This window comes from Brevundimonas sp. EU05-FHT14B07 (genome assembly GCF_058790795.1).
Genome location: NZ_JBYTCZ010000002.1, coordinates 113,944 through 129,211, shown reverse-complemented (window position 1 = coordinate 129,211; position 15,268 = coordinate 113,944). Strand labels below are relative to the sequence as shown.

General features: G+C 68.8%; 14 protein-coding genes. 6 read left to right on the top strand and 8 right to left on the bottom strand.

The window, feature by feature from the left end; genetic code table 11:
- Positions 1–3 precede the first annotated feature (3 nt).
- From mraY to AC3WRC_RS04665, 5 genes are all read left to right on the top strand, one after another.
- Positions 4–1,113 (top strand): phospho-N-acetylmuramoyl-pentapeptide-transferase, encoded by a 1,110-nt coding sequence (mraY, locus tag AC3WRC_RS04685; protein WP_017504532.1) that lies wholly within the window; start codon positions 4–6, stop codon positions 1,111–1,113.
- A gap of 4 nt (positions 1,114–1,117) precedes the next feature.
- On the top strand, positions 1,118–2,503 hold the full coding sequence (gene murD, locus AC3WRC_RS04680; RefSeq protein ID WP_492303075.1) for a UDP-N-acetylmuramoyl-L-alanine--D-glutamate ligase: 1,386 nt from the start codon (positions 1,118–1,120) through the stop codon (positions 2,501–2,503).
- Complete coding sequence (locus AC3WRC_RS04675) at positions 2,500–3,675, top strand: peptidoglycan glycosyltransferase FtsW (protein WP_017504530.1); 1,176 nt, start codon at positions 2,500–2,502, stop codon at positions 3,673–3,675. Before murD ends, AC3WRC_RS04675 begins: the two co-directional genes overlap by 4 nt.
- Positions 3,676–4,078: 403 nt before the next feature.
- On the top strand, positions 4,079–5,176 hold the full coding sequence (murG, locus tag AC3WRC_RS04670) for an undecaprenyldiphospho-muramoylpentapeptide beta-N-acetylglucosaminyltransferase (protein ID WP_492303074.1): 1,098 nt from the start codon (positions 4,079–4,081) through the stop codon (positions 5,174–5,176).
- Positions 5,177–5,191: 15 nt separating this feature from the next.
- Positions 5,192–6,367: a mechanosensitive ion channel family protein gene (locus AC3WRC_RS04665; RefSeq protein WP_492303072.1), complete on the top strand. Its 1,176-nt coding sequence runs from the start codon at positions 5,192–5,194 to the stop codon at positions 6,365–6,367.
- On the opposite strand, the gene AC3WRC_RS04660 is transcribed toward AC3WRC_RS04665, so the two are convergent.
- From AC3WRC_RS04660 to AC3WRC_RS04625, 8 genes are all read right to left on the bottom strand, one after another.
- The gene (locus tag AC3WRC_RS04660) at positions 6,288–6,635 is read right to left on the bottom strand and encodes an endonuclease domain-containing protein (RefSeq protein WP_492303465.1); all 348 of its coding nucleotides are present in this window, start codon (positions 6,633–6,635) and stop codon (positions 6,288–6,290) included. The genes AC3WRC_RS04665 and AC3WRC_RS04660 overlap by 80 nt on opposite strands.
- A 111-nt stretch (positions 6,636–6,746) precedes the next feature.
- Entirely contained in the window at positions 6,747–7,160 is a 414-nt protein-coding gene (locus tag AC3WRC_RS04655; RefSeq protein ID WP_492303071.1) for a surface-adhesin E family protein, read from the bottom strand.
- A complete protein-coding gene (smc, locus tag AC3WRC_RS04650) occupies positions 7,157–10,594 on the bottom strand; it encodes a chromosome segregation protein SMC (protein WP_492303070.1) in 3,438 nt (1,145 codons plus the stop codon). Before smc ends, AC3WRC_RS04655 begins: the two co-directional genes overlap by 4 nt.
- 12 nt (positions 10,595–10,606) lie before the next feature.
- Positions 10,607–11,218 (bottom strand): thioredoxin domain-containing protein, encoded by a 612-nt coding sequence (locus AC3WRC_RS04645; RefSeq protein WP_313009960.1) that lies wholly within the window; start codon positions 11,216–11,218, stop codon positions 10,607–10,609.
- Positions 11,219–11,233: 15 nt separating this feature from the next.
- Complete coding sequence (locus AC3WRC_RS04640) at positions 11,234–11,878, bottom strand: DsbA family protein (RefSeq protein WP_039246870.1); 645 nt, start codon at positions 11,876–11,878, stop codon at positions 11,234–11,236.
- 107 nt (positions 11,879–11,985) lie between these two features.
- Complete coding sequence (locus AC3WRC_RS04635) at positions 11,986–12,441, bottom strand: response regulator (RefSeq protein ID WP_082503461.1); 456 nt, start codon at positions 12,439–12,441, stop codon at positions 11,986–11,988.
- On the bottom strand, positions 12,442–13,536 hold the full coding sequence (locus AC3WRC_RS04630; RefSeq protein ID WP_492303069.1) for a PAS domain-containing protein: 1,095 nt from the start codon (positions 13,534–13,536) through the stop codon (positions 12,442–12,444).
- 107 nt (positions 13,537–13,643) lie between these two features.
- On the bottom strand, positions 13,644–14,198 hold the full coding sequence (locus tag AC3WRC_RS04625) for a DUF721 domain-containing protein (protein ID WP_295194303.1): 555 nt from the start codon (positions 14,196–14,198) through the stop codon (positions 13,644–13,646).
- A 20-nt stretch (positions 14,199–14,218) separates the two neighbouring features.
- Between AC3WRC_RS04625 and mutY the strand changes: the two genes are divergently transcribed.
- Positions 14,219–15,268 (top strand): A/G-specific adenine glycosylase, encoded by a 1,050-nt coding sequence (gene mutY / locus AC3WRC_RS04620; RefSeq protein WP_492303067.1) that lies wholly within the window; start codon positions 14,219–14,221, stop codon positions 15,266–15,268.

Sequence of the window (15,268 nt, the reverse complement as noted above, 5' to 3'; positions counted from 1 at the left end):
GAAATGTTCTATCTGCTCTATCTCTACTACGCCGACGTGGCGCACCAGTATCCGCTGCTGAACCTGGTTCAGTACCAGACGGTGCGCGTGGCGCTCGCCATGGCCACCGCCATGATCGTCGCCGTCGCCATGGGCAGCCGCTTCATCAACTGGATCCGCGCCAAACAGGGCCGGGGCCAGCCAATCCGCGACGACGGCCCGGTGTCCCACCTGTCCAAGGTCGGCACCCCGACCATGGGCGGTCTGATGATCCTGGCCGGCATCGGCGTGGCGGTGCTGCTCTGGGGCGACCTGACCAACCCCTACATCTGGATCGTCAGCTTCGTGACGGCGGCCTTCGGCGTGCTGGGCTTCATCGACGACTACGCCAAGGTGACCAAACAGACCTCGGCCGGCCTGACCTCGAAACAGAAGCTCCTGGCCCAGACCGTCGTCGCCGTCGTCGCCGGCGTCCTGACCGTGCTGTGGATGACGGTGTCGCCAACCTCACCGGGGCTCGAGACGTCGATCGCCTTCCCCTTCTTCAAGGCCGTGCTGCTGAATATCGGCTGGTTCTATGTGGCGTTTGCGGCCTTCACCATCGTCGGCTTCTCCAATGCGGTGAACCTGACCGATGGTCTGGATGGTCTGGCGACCGTGCCGGTGATGATGGCGGCGGGCGCGTTCGGCGTGATCAGCTACCTCGCCGGCAACTTCGTCTTCGCCCAGTATCTTCAGGTCCACCACGTGCCTGGCGCGGGCGAACTGGCCATCTTCTGCGCGGCCATGATCGGCGGCGGCGCGGGCTTCCTCTGGTACAACGCCCCGCCGGCCAAGATCTTCATGGGCGACACCGGCTCGCTGGCTCTGGGCGGGGCGCTCGGCGCCATCGCCGTCACCACCAAGCATGAGCTGGTCCTGGGCATCGTCGGCGGCCTGTTCGTCATGGAGGCCGCCTCGGTCATGATCCAGGTCGGCTATTACAAGCTGACGAAGAAGCGCATCTTCCTGATGGCGCCGGTCCACCACCATTTCGAAAAGATGGGCTGGCCGGAATCCACGGTCGTCATCCGCTTCTGGATCATCGCCGGCGCCCTGGCCCTGCTGGGCCTGTCGACGCTGAAGCTGCGCTGATCCGATGATCCCCGTTCCCGGCTTTGAAGGCAGGCGGGTCGCGGTCTTCGGCCTGGGACGGTCGGGGATCACGGCTGCGCGCGCTCTTCAGGCCGGGGGCGCGATCCCGATCCTGTGGGACGACGGCGAGGCCGGCCGGGCGCAGGCCAAAGCCGAGGGCTTCACGGTCGAGGACCTGGCCGCCGCCGACTGGTCCGACTTCGCCGCCCTGGTCCTGTCGCCCGGCGCGCCCCTGACCCATCCCAGGCCGCACTGGACCGTAGACTTGGCCCGCGCGGCCGGCGTGCCCGTCCTCGGCGACATCGAACTGTTCGCCCGCGCCCTGGCCGACCGGCCGAAGGATCAGCGGCCGCGCGTCGTCGCCATCACCGGCACCAACGGCAAGTCGACCACCACCGCGCTGATCGGCTGGGTGCTGAAGTCGGCGGGCCTGACGGTCCACGTCGGCGGCAATATCGGCGTCGGCGTCCTGGCCTTGCCCGAACCGACGCCCGACGCCGTCTATGTGATCGAGGTCTCCAGCTATCAGCTGGACCTCACCACGACCTTCGCCCCCGACGTCGCCATCCTGACCAACATCAGCCCCGACCACCTGGACCGCCACGGCGGCATGGACGGCTATGTCGCGGCCAAGGCGCGCATCTTCGCCAATCAGGGACCGGATGGTGTGGCCCTGGTGGGCGTGGACGATACCTGGGGGCAGCAGATTGCGCGTGACCTGTCAGATCGCGCCACCGTCATCTCGACCCACCCCTCACAGAGAGCAGAAGGCTATGTCGCGCAGTCGGGCGCTGTTCTGAAGGATAGCGAACTGGTCGCCGATCTCACCGCCGCGCGCTCGCTTCCCGGCCGCCACAACGCCCAGAACGCCGCCTTCGCCTATGCGACCGCGCGCGCCCTTGGTCTCGATCACGACGCCGCGGTCGCCGGCCTGCTGTCCTTCCCCGGCCTGGCCCACCGGATGGAGGCGGTCGGCCGCCTCGGCTCCGTGCGCTTCATCAACGATTCCAAGGCCACCAACGCCGACGCCGCGCGTCAGGCCCTGGCCTCCTATCCGTCCGTCTTCTGGATCGCCGGCGGCGTGCCCAAGGCCGGCGGAATCGCGGACCTGGCCGACCTCTTCCCCCGCATCGCCAAGGCCTATCTGATCGGCGACGCGGCCCCGGCCTTCGCCGCCACACTGGCCGACACGCCCCACGTCATCGCCCGCACCCTCGACGCCGCCGTGGCCGCCGCCGCCGCCGATGCGGCCTCTGCCGGCGGCGAGCAGATCGTCCTCCTGTCCCCCGCCTGCGCCAGCTTCGATCAGTTCAAGGACTTCGAGGCGCGCGGCGAGGCCTTCCGCGCCGCCGTCCTGGCCCTCGGCGCCGTCCCGGAAACCGCGTCATGAGCGCTCCCTACACCCCCGCCTTTTCCCGCAACGACCAAAGCCATGTGGCACAGTGGTTCTGGACCGTGGATCGCGGCCTGTTGGGTGCGGCCCTCGCCCTGATGGCCCTGGGCGTGGCGCTCAGCTTCGCCTCCAGCCCCGCCGCCATCCTGGCCGATGAATCGATCACCGACCCCTTCCACTATTCCTGGCGGATGATGGTCTTTTCGGGCGTGGGGCTCAGCATCATGCTGACGACCTCGCTGATGTCGCCGCGCGGCGTGCGGCGGATCGCGGTCCTGGCCCTGTTCGGCGCCATCGTCGTGATGATGGCCTTGCCGTTCATCGGCGATACGGTGAAGGGGGCCGCCCGCTGGGTGAACTTCGGCCCCTTCAGCCTGCAACCGTCCGAGTTCGCCAAGCCCGGCCTGATCGTCTTCGCCGCCTGGATGTTCGCCGAGGCGCAAAAGGGGCAGGGGGTGCCCGGCGTCACCATCGCATTCGGCTTCTACGCCCTGACCGTCTCGCTGCTGCTGATCCAGCCCGACATCGGCCAGACGCTTCTGATCACCACCACCTTCATGGCCGTCTTCTTCATGGCGGGCGTGCCGTTCAAATGGATGGCGGTTCTGGCCAGCCTGGGCATGGCGGGGCTGGTGTCGCTGTATTTCGTCTTCGGCCATATGCGCGACCGCCTCAGCCGCTTCTTTTCGCCCGAGACGACCGACACCCACCAGATCGACAGCGCGTCCGAGGCCATTCGCGCCGGCGGCCTGCTGGGCCGGGGCATCGGCGAGGGCGTGATGAAGCGTCGCGTGCCCGACCTGCACACCGACTTCATCTATTCCGTCGGCGCCGAGGAGTTCGGCCTGATCCTCAGCCTGATCATGATCAGCCTCTACGCCTTCATCGTCATTCGCGGCATGCGCCGGGCGATGAAGCTGACCGATCCGTTCGAGCAGACGGCGGCGGCGGGCCTGTTCATGCTGATCGGGCTTCAGGCCTGCATCAACGTCGCGGTGAACCTGAACCTGATCCCGACCAAGGGCATGACCCTGCCCTTCATCAGCTATGGCGGCTCCTCCATGCTGGCCATGGGCCTGACCATGGGCTTTGCCCTAGCCCTGACGCGGCGCAGACCCGGCGCCTACGAACCCGGCGCCAGCCTGACCATGGGCCGGCGGCTCATTTGACGTCGTCATCCTCCGGCAAGCCGCTTGCGGCGCAGACCGGGGGACCCAGCGGTGCCGAAGGCGATGCGTCCGCCGCACTTTGTTGAGGCGCCAAGTTCGCGACAGGTTCGCGCTACCGCGCGCCGCTGGGTCCCCCGATCTCGCTACGCTCGTCGGAGGATGACGAAAGAATGAGGCCTATGACGCATTTGGAAAGCGACGCCCCTGCAATATCAAACGCCTAGAGCCGACCAGCGACCGTCTCCTGCCCACGCTGCAAAACCGTGCGATCCTGTCGCCGCCCCATTCCTCGCCGCACTGTTCATCGCCGACATTAGACAGATTAGACGAATTAGACGGTGTTTTTGCCTGCCCACCGTCTGAACTTCAGACTATTCAGACCCTCTTTTTCGGAGCCTCGCCCATGACCAAGCTCTGCGTCGTCGCCGCCGGCGGCACCGGCGGCCATATGTTCCCGGCCGAGGCGCTGGCGCGCGAGATGGCGGCGCGCGGCTGGCGCGTCGTCCTGGCGACCGATCACCGGGGCGAACAATACGCCCATGCCTTTCCGGCCGAGGAACGGCTGGCGCTGGACGCGGCCACCGGCTCCGGCCCGCTGGGCCTGATCAAGGCGGGCGTCGCCATCTTCAAGGGCGTGGTCCAGGCGCGCACGGCATTCGACCGGCTTGGCGCCGATATCGTCGTCGGTTTCGGCGGCTATCCGTCCGCCCCGGCCCTGGTCGCCGCCGTCACGTCCCAGCGACCGACGGTGATCCATGAACAGAACGCGGTCCTGGGCCGCACCAACCGCATCCTGGCCCCCTATGTCGGTCAGATCGCTTCATCCTTCCCGACGCTGGAGCGGGCGCCGGCCAAGGTCCAGGGCCGCTCGCACGTCGTCGGATCGCCGGTACGCGCCGAAATCCGCGCCCTGTTCGACCGCCCCTATGTCGCCCCCGCCGACGACGCACCCGTCCATGTGCTGGTGACCGGCGGCAGCCAGGGCGCCCGCATCCTGTCCGAGACCACGCCGCGGGCCTTGGCCGCCTTGCCCGAGGCGCTGCGCCGTCGCCTGAAGGTGCAGCAGCAGTCGCGGCTCGAGACGCTGGAGGTCGCGCGCCAGATCTATCTGGAGGCCGGGATCGAGGCCGAGGTCGCCCCCTTCTTCCGCGACATGGCTGACCGACTGTCCAGGGCCCATCTGGTCGTCGGCCGCTCCGGCGCCTCGACCTGCGCCGAACTGGCGGTCGCGGCCCTGCCGTCCGTCCTGATCCCGCTGAAGATCGCCACCGACGACCACCAGCGCCTGAACGCCAAGGCCCTGACCGATGCGGGCGCGGCCGAGGTCATTCTGGAAGGCGACCTGACCGTCGATCGCCTGGCCTCGACCCTGACCGGCGTCCTGTCCGATCCGGCGCGCCTGTCGGCCATGTCCGCCGCCGCCCGCAGCGTCGCCATCCCCGACGCCGCCCAACGCCTGGCCGACCTCGTCGAGGCGACGGCTCAACCGCAAAGGCCCTGACGCGTTAGGAAGCCCATGCCTCCGGAAATCATCGCCGTCACCCGCCAGATCCGCGCCCTGTGGCGCCAGTTCGACTGGCTGCCCGAGTGGGCGGTCATCGGCCTGGTCCTGCTGGTCTTCGTCGGTGGCGGCTGGCTGACGCACAAGATCGTCTTCGCCATCCTGCGTCGCGTGGTTCGGAATAAGGATCTCTTCTGGCGCGGCGTGGTCGAGCGCGCGCGGGTCAAGCTGCGCGTCCTGATCATCATCATCGGCGTCGGCATCGGCGTGACCGTCTCGCCGATGGACCCCGGCCCGTCCGAGGATATCCGCAGCGCTCTGCTGTTCCTGTTCATCCTGACCCTTGGCTGGATGGCGTCGGGCGTCCTCGACATGTGGTCTGTCATGCACCTCAAGCGGTACAATATCGCCGTCGAGGACAATCTTCTGGCCAGGAAGCACCTGACCCAGACCCGCATCCTGCAGCGGGTGGCCAAGGTCGTGCTGTTCATCGTCACCGTCGGTCTGGCCCTGATGACCATCGCGGGCTTCCGCCAGTGGGGCGTCAGCCTGCTGGCTTCGGCGGGGGTGGTCGGCATCATCGCCGGTCTGGCCCTGCAGCCGATTCTGACCAACATGGTCGCCGGCATCCAGATCGCCCTGACCCAGCCGATCCGCCTGGACGACGCCGTCATCGTCGAGAACGAGTGGGGCAATGTCGAGGAGATCACCTCGACCTATGTGGTGGTCAAGCTGTGGGACTGGCGCAGGATGGTGCTGCCCCTATCCTATTTCATCACCAAGCCGTTCCAGAACTGGACGCGCGAGAACGCCCGCCTGATCGGCGTGGCCTTCTTCTACGTTGATTACGAAGCGCCCATCGATCGGCTGCGCGCCGCCTTCGAGGGCATCGTCAAGAACTCCAAGCTCTGGGACGGCGACGTCCAGGTGATGCAGGTCACCGACATCACCGAACGCGTGCTTCAGGTGCGCTGCCTGGCCAGCGCCCGCTCGGCCCCGGTCGCCTTCGACCTGCGCTGCGAAATCCGCGAGAAGCTGATGGCCTTCATGCGCGACGAATGCCGCGAGGCCCTGCCGCGCGACCGCATCGAATGGCCGCAAGGCGAACCCTCTAGTCTCCCTCCCCGCCTCGGGGAGGGTGGCCGCGAAGCGGTCGGGTGGGGGCGGCCGCCATCAGTTCGCGAAGAATAAAATCCATGACATCCGGGAGTCGATCCCGAACATCGGAGGCCCCTATGCGCAGTGTCTTTACGCCGTGATGAGCCAATGCGGCGTCACGGCGGGCGTCCCAGTCGCCACGCCCCTCGTGCGAACCGCCATCGACCTCCACCGCCAAACCGCGTCGGAGACAAATGAAGTCGACATAATAGCCGAGGAGAGGATGCTGGCGTCGGAAATGAAAACCTTGTTTTCGAAGGTCGCGCAGAGCCAACCAAAGCCTCGCCTCCGGCGGGCTCATGGCTTTTCGCATCGCTCGGGCTTTTGCGATCTTCGCTATTCTGGGCCGCCCCCACCCGGTCTCGCTGCGCTCAACCACCCTCCCCTGAAGGGGAGGGAGATGGCAAGAGGCTTAGTCCGCCAGCGCCCTTTGTCCCTGGCTGATGGCCTGCTGCAGCGTCAGCGCCTGGGCCGGCCGTTCGACCCCGCAGGCGATGGCCAGCAGCTCGGCTGCATCCCCGCCCGGCGCGGCGTCATAGGCCGGGGCGGCGTCCGGGGTCGCCGGCCCTTCTGTCCCGTCCGCCTTCAAGGAGGAGAAGTCCAGCCGATCCGCCGTCCTCGCGCGGCAGTCGAACGCCCACCGCGACCAGCCTCCGACATAGGTCACGTCTCCGACCTTGAACCCGGCCTCGGTCACCTGCAGCTCCCGCATCCGCGCCACGTCGCCCTCGCGTTCGATCGAGGCGGCGTCGGCATAGATGGCGAACCGTCCCACGCCGGTCGGGACCAGTTGAGGATCGGCGAGCGCGAGCAGCAGGGCGATCATGCGACCAGGGTCTCCGCCTGGTTCAGGTCCACGCTGACCAGCTGGCTCATGCCGCGTTCGGGCATGGTGACGCCGTACAGGCGGTCCATCCGGCTCATGGTCACGGGGTTGTGGGTGATGACGATGAAGCGGGTGTCGGTGCGGCTGCGCATCTCGTGCAGCATCCGGCAGAAGCGGTCCACGTTGGCGTCGTCCAGCGGCGCGTCCACCTCGTCCAGCACGCAGACTGGCGCGGGGTTGGCCAGGAAGACGCCGAAGATCAGGGCCGCCGCCGTCAACGCCTGCTCGCCCCCGCTCATCAGGCTCATGACCGACAACCGCTTGCCGGGCGGGCAGGCGTAGATCTCCAGCCCCGCCTCCAGCGGGTCGTCGCTCTCGACCAGCTTCAGCTCCGCCTGGCCCCCGCCGAACAAGGCCTCGAAGAGGGTCTTGAAGTTGGCGTTGATCACGTCGAACGCCGCCACCAGCCGCTCGCGCCCCTCGGCGTTTAGCTCGTCGATCCCGTCGCGCAACTTGGCGATCGCCTGGGTCAGGTCGATCCGTTCCGACTTCATGCTGTTCAACCGCTCGCCGTATTCGACCGCCTCGTCCTCGGCGCGCAGGTTGACGGCCCCCAAGGCCTCGCGTTCGCGCTCCAGCCCGTAGAGCAGGCTCTCGGCGCCGGCGGCGTCGGGCGGGCGGGCGATGGCGTCGTCGGTCAGCTTCTGACCCAGTTCCTGCGGCGACATCTGCGCCGTTTCGCGCAGGGTGGTCTCGGCCTCGGCCAGCTTGTCGGCGGCGGCCTCGGCGCGGGCGGACAGGCCGGCGCGGGCCTCGCGGGCCTGCGACGCGGCGGTCTCGGCGGCGCGCGACGCGCGGTCGGCCTCGGTCGCCTCAGTCTCGGCGACGGCCATGGCGTCCGACGCCGCCTGTTTCCTCTGTTCGGCGCCGACCAGCGTGTCCAGCAGCTTGCCGCGCTGTTCGGCGAAGCCCTGGGGCGCGACCTCGGCCTGCTTCAGCAGGGCGGCCGTCCGGTCGGCGTCCTTGGCCAGGGCGGCGACGCGGCCGGCGCTGTCCCTGGACCGCGTGACCCAGCCTTCACGCGCGCGGGTCAGGCTGCCCAGCCGCTGCTCGCGACCCTGGCGATCGCGGGCCTCGGCGTCGCGGTCCGACCGGGCGGTCTGGGCAGTGGTGCGGGCCGCGTCGGCCGTGGAGCGGGCGGCGGTCAGTTCGTCGCGCAGGCCGGCGATCGTCTCGGACGGGGCGTCGGTGGTCTGGGCGGCGTCCAGGGCGGCTTGCGCCTCGGCTGCGTCGGCCGCCAGCCGGCTCACGGTGTCGTCCAGCGCCTGGGCGCGGGCCTCGCGGCGGGCCTGCTCGCGGGCCAGGGTTTCCACGCGGTCGCGGGCGGCGGTCACGGCCTTGTCGGCGGCGAATGGCTTCAGGCGCGCGGCCTTGACCGTCTCTTCGGCGGCGCGAAAGGCTTCCGTCGCCGACTTCTGGGCCGCCTGCGCCTGATCCAGCGCCGGTCTGCCCTTGTCGATCTCGGCCTCCAGCTCGGCCAGGCGCGTGCGCTGTGCCAGCCGCACGGCGGCCGGGCGCGGCGCCTCGGCGCGGCTGACGAACCCGTCCCAGCGATAGAGGTCGCCCTCGACCGTCACCAGGCGCGCGCCGGGAGGCAGAAGTCCGGCCAGCCGGACCGCCTCGGCCTTCGGCGCCACGCCGCAAAGAGCGAGGCGCGCGGTCAACTGTGCCGGCGCCTGAACATGATCCGAAAGCGGCGTGATACCGGCGGGCCAGGACGGGGGGCGCGCATCCGCCCCGCCCCAGTAGGCGGCGGCTTTGGCGTCCAGCGCCGCGTCCAGATCGTCACCCAAGGCGGCGGCCAGGGCGGCCTCATAACCCTTGTCGGCCCGCACCTTGTCCAGAGCCGGAGGATGGTCGCGCTTGCCGGTGACCAGCAGTTGGGCCAGGCCGCGCGCCTCGGTCTGAAGCCGGCCCAACCGGTCCTCTGCGGCGCGGGCGGCGGTCCGTGCCTCCTGTTCGGCGCGGGCCAGTTCGCCGCGTGTCGCCTCGGCCGCCTCGACGGCGTCGCGCGCCGCGGCAAGGTCGGCCTGCGCCGCTTCCAGCGCCTGACGGGCGGTTTCCAGCTCGGGCGTTTCCAGCGGCCCTAGAGCCTCGCGTTCGCGCCGGGCCTGATCGTGCTGGGCGGTGACGCGGGTCAGCCGGGCCTCGGCGTCGCGCTTGCGGGCCGTCTCGGCATTGGCGCGGGCCTCGACGGCGGCCAGCATCCCCGCCAGCCGTTCGACCTCGCCGTCGGCGGCCTTGCGGGCGTCCTCGGCGGCCGCCAGGGCCATGTCCAATTCGGGGCCGCGTTCGGGGGCGGCGGCGATCTCGGCCTTCAGCCGGCTCAGTTCGTTGTCGAGCCGGTCCAGTTCGCGCTGGGCGTCGGCGGCCATGCCGTCTTCGCGCGCGGCGTCGGCGGCGATGCGGGCGGCCTCGGCCTTGAGGCGATCCACTTCCGCACGGGCCGCCTGTTCAGCCATGTCCAGCCGATCGCGCTCCAGGCTGGCGCGGTGCAGCAGCGCGGAGGCGACGGCGTCCTCCTCTCGCGCGGGCTTCAGAGCGTCCTGAGCGGAGAGGGCGGCCGTCTGTGCGGCGGCGGCGGCGGTCGTGGTGTCGGCCACCGCCCGGTCGGCCTCGCGCAGTTCGGCGGCGGCGGCCTCTGCGGCCAGACGCGCGTCGTTCCAACGCACATACAGCAGGGCGGCCTGAAGGGCGCGGATCTCTGCCGAAATCTTCTTGTACTTCTCGGCTTGGCGGGCTTCGCGCTTCAGCCGGTTCAGCGCCGTCTCCAGCTCGCGGCCGATGTCGTCCAGCCGGTCCAGGTTGGTCTCGGCGGCTTTGAGGCGCAGCTCGGCCTCGTGCCGACGGGTGTGCAGACCGGCGACGCCGCCCGCCTCTTCCAGAATGCGCCGGCGGTTCTGCGGCTTGGCGGCGATCAGTTCCGAAATCTGGCCCTGACGCACCAGGGCGGGCGAGTTGGCGCCGGTCGAGGCGTCGGCGAACAGCAGCTGGACGTCGCGGGCGCGCACCTCCTTGCCGTTGATGCGGTAGGTCGAACCCTGGCCCCGGTCGATCCGGCGCGACACCTCCAGCACGGGGCTGTCGGTAAAGGGCTGGGGCGCACGGCGAGCGGCGTTGTCGATGGTCAGGCTGACTTCGGCGTGGCTGCGCGGAGGACGGCCAGCGGCGCCGGCAAAGATGACGTCGTCCATGCCCTGGCCGCGCATGGCCTTGGCTGAGTTGGCGCCCATGACCCAGCGCAGGCTTTCAAGGACGTTGGACTTGCCGCAGCCGTTCGGGCCGACGACGCCGGTCAGGCCGGATTCGATGTGCACCTCCGCCGGATCGACGAACGACTTGAAGCCGACGAGCCGGAGGCGCTGGAACTGCATCGTCCTGGCGGACTACCGAAGCAGCGGATCGATGGCGGCCGACAGGGCCTCCAGCGAATGCTCCATCACCATCGTCCCGTTGACGAAGAAGGTGGGCGTGCCGGCGACGCCTGCGGCGCGCGCACCCTCGATTTGGGCGTCGAGGGCCGTACGGATGGTCGGGCCGTTCAGGCACGCCTCGATCTGCTCGCGGGTCTTGCCGCTGGCGGCGATACCGGCCGCGAACCAGGGTTGGGCGCCGGTGGTCTGCAGGTTGGCTTGATCGCGCATGAAGACGGCCGCCACGTCGAAATAGCGTTCGGGCGCGGCGCACAGGGCGACCGCAGCCGCGGCGGCGGCGACATTGGCGGGCGCGGTCGGCAGGTTGCGGTGAACCAGCCGGACCTTGCCGGTGTCGATGTATTTGGCCTTGAAGGCCGGCAGCACGGTGTTGTGGAAGTCCGCACAGTGCGAGCAGGTGAAGGACGCGTATTCAATGACCGTGACCGGCGCATTCGCCCGACCCAGGATATGATCCTGGGCCGTGACGGGCGGGGGCGCATCCGCGGCGAGCGCCGGCGTAGCCAAACCGCCGGTCAGGGCGGCGAAGGCGAAACCGGCGGCGATGAAGGCGCGTCGCATCATTTGATTTGGCCTCGGTTACTTGGCCAGGGCCGCGTCGATGGCGGTGGACAGGTCGGCTAGGCTGGCGCCTTCGCCGCCGGGCGAGATGACCTGGGTTTCGTTGACGTAGAAGGCCGGGGTGCCGGTCACGCCTTGGGCGCGCGCAGCCTGCACGCGCTTCTCCATGGCGGCGACAGCGTCCTTGTCGGTGACGCAGTCGTTGAACTGCTGCTCGGACAGGCCAGCGGCCTGGGCGGTGCGCAGCAGCCAGTCGCGCGGCGAGGACGTCAGCATCTCCTGCTGCGTCGCCATCAGCTGGTGAACCACGTCGAAATACTTGTCCGGACCGGCGCAGCGCGCCACCAGGAAGCCGGCAGTGGCGGCGTCGACCGGCGGGGTCGGCAGTTCGCGGAAGACATAGCGGACCTTGTTGGTGTCGACGTATTTGGCCTTGAACGCCGGCCAGGTGTTCTTCTGCCACAGGGCGCAGTGGGGGCAGGTGACCGAGGCGTATTCGACCACGGTGACCTTGGCGCCTTCGGGCGCGCCCAGACCCATGTCGCCCTCGGCCGCACCCTTGGCGCCGCCGCCGCAGGCCGCCAAAGCCATGGTCGCCAGTGCGGCGCCGGTGATGGCCGCACGACGGCTCATGCGGGCGAAGCGGGATTCAGTGTCGGCCATGAAGGTTCCTCGGATCGGATCGTTGGCGATGATCGCGCGATTCCCCGGGAATGGCGCAACCCTGAACTAGTCTGGAACAGGTGCGGCGAAGTTTTGTCAACAGCGCCTTATCCGCGCGCCCAGGCCCGATTGATCGCCGGTGCGGGGATGAAACTTTGCGGCCTGTCCTGGCGGGGCGGCGGATCGCTTATGCCCTGCTGAATGAAGCGCATCGCCGACAGCAGGCCGGACCGCGAGAAGGGCTTGGGGATCACGCCATGCGCGCCCAGGAAGTCCTCGGGGATCATCTTGGGGTTGGCGGTCAGAAAGACGACGGCCGTGGACGGCCAGCGATCCTTTATCAGGCGACAAACGTCCAGACCGCTGGAGTTATCCGCCAGCTGGATGTCGACAAAGGCGATGTCGGGCGGCGCGTCGAGCGACAGCGACTCGACCTCGCTCAGGGACATGGCTTCTCCGACCAGCCGGTGGCCTTCGTCCTCAAGCATCGCCTCGAGGTCCATCACAAGCAGGGCCTCGTCCTCGACGACCAGGATGTCGAAGTGAGGCCCGGCGGCGCGCACCTAGCCGCTCACGGGGAAGTCGACGACCGCGCGCGTTCCGGGGTCGGCTGGCAGCCACAGCGTCTTGCCGCCGATCTGCTTTGAAAGACGACCGATCAAAGTCTTGCCCAATCCCTGATGCGCAGCGCCGGGAATGCCGGGGCCGTCGTCCTGAACAACGACCTGGCCGCCTTGTTCCGTTCTTTTGGCCGAGACGATCAATCGGCCGCCGCGATCCTCGGGGAAGCCGTGCTTGATCGCATTGGTCAGCAGTTCGTTGATGATCAGCCCGATCGACGAGGCATGGGTCGAAGGAATGAACATGGGCTCCACATCGACGGACACCTCGATATCGGTGCGTCCTGTCGAGCCAATCACATCGGCGACCAGGGTGTTGGTGAAGGCGCCGACGTCAAACTGGGTGACGTCCTCGGACTGATAGAGTTTGCGGTGAACGGTCGCCAGGGCGTCCACTCGCTCTAACATGGAGTCCAAGGTGGCGGTCAGGGCCGGATCGGACAGCGAGCGCGATTGCAGCCGCAGCAGCGAGCCGATCATGGTCAGGTTGTTCTTCACCCTGTGATCGACCTCGTGAAGCAGCAGGGTCTTGGCGGCGAGCGCCTCTTGCAGATCGGCGGTGCGGGCGGCGACTTCGCGTTCGACCAGGGCCTTCTGCTTTTCGACATAGGCCTGGGCCTCGATCCGCTCGGTCACGTCCAACTGCGAGGCGAAGAAATATTCGATGTCGCCGTGGGCGTTGCGCACAGGGCTGATGAACAGGGCGTTCCAGAAGGTTCTGCCGTCCTTGCGATAGTTCAGCAGATCGATGTGGATGTCTGTACCGGCCTGCAGGGCGTCGCGGATTTTGGCCACGGCGTCCCTATCGGAATCTGGCCCCTGAAGAAAACGGCAGTTCTGGCCGATGATCTCGTCGCGCTCGTAGCCGGTCAGGTCCTGAAAGGCCTTGTTGGCGAAGACGATGGGATTGTCGTCGCGACGCGGGTCGGTGATGACCATCGGCATGCGCGTGCCACGTATGGCAGCGGCGAACGGATCTCCACGCCCGATTTCGTGTTCGACGACATCGGTAAGTCGCCAGTCGTCTTGCTGCTTCATCGGGACTCAGAATACAGGCGCGCGACCGGAAGCGCCGTGCGGATATTTGTCGCTTTACAACCTCTTCCTACAGCACCGGGGGGCGACTGCCAACCAAGGTGCGGCGCTCAGTCGGACTTGATGTCGGAGCGCGACAGGGCGACGCGGCCCAGCCGGGCCAGGGCGGCGCGCAGATCGTCGGGGGCTGAAGCGATCGATGCGGCCAGATCGGCCTCGGCCTGGGCGGGCAGGGGCGGCGGCTTGGCGCTGCGTTTGGGACGGGCGGCGGCCTCCTTCAAAGGGGCGACCGGACCCTGGGCGATGCGCAGTCGATCCACGGTCCCGGCGCCCAGGAACAGGTTGACGCGGGCCAGGATGTCCTCGGACTGGTGCTGGATCAGCAGGGCGGCGGCGCCGGCGACACGCAACTCCAACACGCCGGGCTGACCGCCCTTGCCCTTGGTCAGTTTCTGAGGACGGGTCACGCGCGCCAGGCGATCGCCGACGATCTCACGCCAACGGGGTTCCAACGCGCCGGCGCCGCGTCCGAACTGCTCGTCCAGCTTCTTGATTAGGGGCGTCAGCGCCTTGCCTGCGCGCGGCGCCGGTCGGGGGACCGGACGGGTGCGGCGGCGAGACAGGATCTCGCGGACCTCGGCGTCTGTGGGCAGCGTGCGGCGCATGGGTCTATATAGCTCGACCGATGCCTGACGTCTCTCCTGACATAGACCTGATCCGCTCACGGCTGCTGGCTTGGTACGACGCCAACGCGCGCACCCTGCCGTGGCGCGCCGCCGTCGGCGCGCCGCGGACCGAGCCTTACCGCGTCTGGCTGTCGGAGGTCATGCTGCAGCAGACGACCGTGCCGCATGCGACGCCGTATTTCCACGCCTTCACCACGCGCTGGCCGACGGTTTCGGACCTGGCGGCGGCCGAGGATGCGGAGGTCATGGGGGCCTGGGCGGGGCTGGGCTACTATGCGCGTGCCCGCAATCTGCTGGCCTGCGCGCGGGCGGTGACGGGCGAGCATGGCGGGGTGTTTCCGGACACCGAGGCGGCGCTGCTCGCCTTGCCGGGCGTCGGCGCCTATACGGCGGCGGCCGTCGCCTCCATCGCCTTCGACCGGGCGGCCAATGTCGTGGACGGCAATGTCGAGCGGGTCATGGCGCGTCTGTTCGCGGTCGAGACGCCGGTCCCCGCCGCCCGGCCCGAGCTGAGGCGGCTGGCCGGCCTGTTCGTCACCGACGAGCGGCCAGGGGATTGGGCGCAGGCTCTGATGGATCTGGGCGCGACGGTTTGCCGGCCCAAGTCGCCATCGTGCGGGACCTGTCCGGTAGCCAGCGAATGCCTGGGTCTGGCCACGGGCGACCCGGCCCGGTTCCCGATAAAGACGAAGAAGGCGGAGCGACCGCATCGGCGGGGCGCGGCCTATGTGCTGATCGATGATCAGGGGCGGATCGCAGTCGAGACGCGGTCTGAAAAGGGGCTGCTGGGCGGAATGCTGGGCCTGCCGACCAGCGACTGGACGACAGGCGAGCCTGTTGCCGCAGCGCCGGTCGAGGCCGACTGGCGCGACGCGGGGGCTGTGGAGCACGTCTTCACCCACTTCAGCCTGACGCTGGCGGTGATGACCGCGCGCGTCGATGCGGACGGTGACTATCGCTGGATGCCGATCGAGGCGGCGCGGGCCGCCCTGCCGACGGTCTTCGCCAAGGCGCTGGATCGGGCGAACGCGCCTGATCTGTTCGGCTGA

What these genes read in the sequence shown, in the direction of transcription:
- AC3WRC_RS04675 (WP_017504530.1), top strand. Translation starts at nt 2,500, where the DNA reads ATGAGCGCTCCCTACACCCCCGCCTTTTCCCGCAACGACCAAAGCCAT.
- AC3WRC_RS04640 (WP_039246870.1), bottom strand. Translation starts at nt 11,878, where the DNA reads ATGGCCGACACTGAATCCCGCTTCGCCCGCATGAGCCGTCGTGCGGCC.
- AC3WRC_RS04625 (WP_295194303.1), bottom strand. Translation starts at nt 14,198, where the DNA reads ATGCGCCGCACGCTGCCCACAGACGCCGAGGTCCGCGAGATCCTGTCT.
- AC3WRC_RS04655 (WP_492303071.1), bottom strand. Translation starts at nt 7,160, where the DNA reads ATGATCGCCCTGCTGCTCGCGCTCGCCGATCCTCAACTGGTCCCGACC.
- AC3WRC_RS04665 (WP_492303072.1), top strand. Translation starts at nt 5,192, where the DNA reads ATGCCTCCGGAAATCATCGCCGTCACCCGCCAGATCCGCGCCCTGTGG.
- murD (WP_492303075.1), top strand. Translation starts at nt 1,118, where the DNA reads ATGATCCCCGTTCCCGGCTTTGAAGGCAGGCGGGTCGCGGTCTTCGGC.
- smc (WP_492303070.1), bottom strand. Translation starts at nt 10,594, where the DNA reads ATGCAGTTCCAGCGCCTCCGGCTCGTCGGCTTCAAGTCGTTCGTCGAT.
- AC3WRC_RS04660 (WP_492303465.1), bottom strand. Translation starts at nt 6,635, where the DNA reads ATGAGCCCGCCGGAGGCGAGGCTTTGGTTGGCTCTGCGCGACCTTCGA.
- AC3WRC_RS04645 (WP_313009960.1), bottom strand. Translation starts at nt 11,218, where the DNA reads ATGATGCGACGCGCCTTCATCGCCGCCGGTTTCGCCTTCGCCGCCCTG.
- murG (WP_492303074.1), top strand. Translation starts at nt 4,079, where the DNA reads ATGACCAAGCTCTGCGTCGTCGCCGCCGGCGGCACCGGCGGCCATATG.
- mutY (WP_492303067.1), top strand. Translation starts at nt 14,219, where the DNA reads ATGCCTGACGTCTCTCCTGACATAGACCTGATCCGCTCACGGCTGCTG.
- AC3WRC_RS04630 (WP_492303069.1), bottom strand. Translation starts at nt 13,536, where the DNA reads ATGAAGCAGCAAGACGACTGGCGACTTACCGATGTCGTCGAACACGAA.
- mraY (WP_017504532.1), top strand. Translation starts at nt 4, where the DNA reads ATGTTCTATCTGCTCTATCTCTACTACGCCGACGTGGCGCACCAGTAT.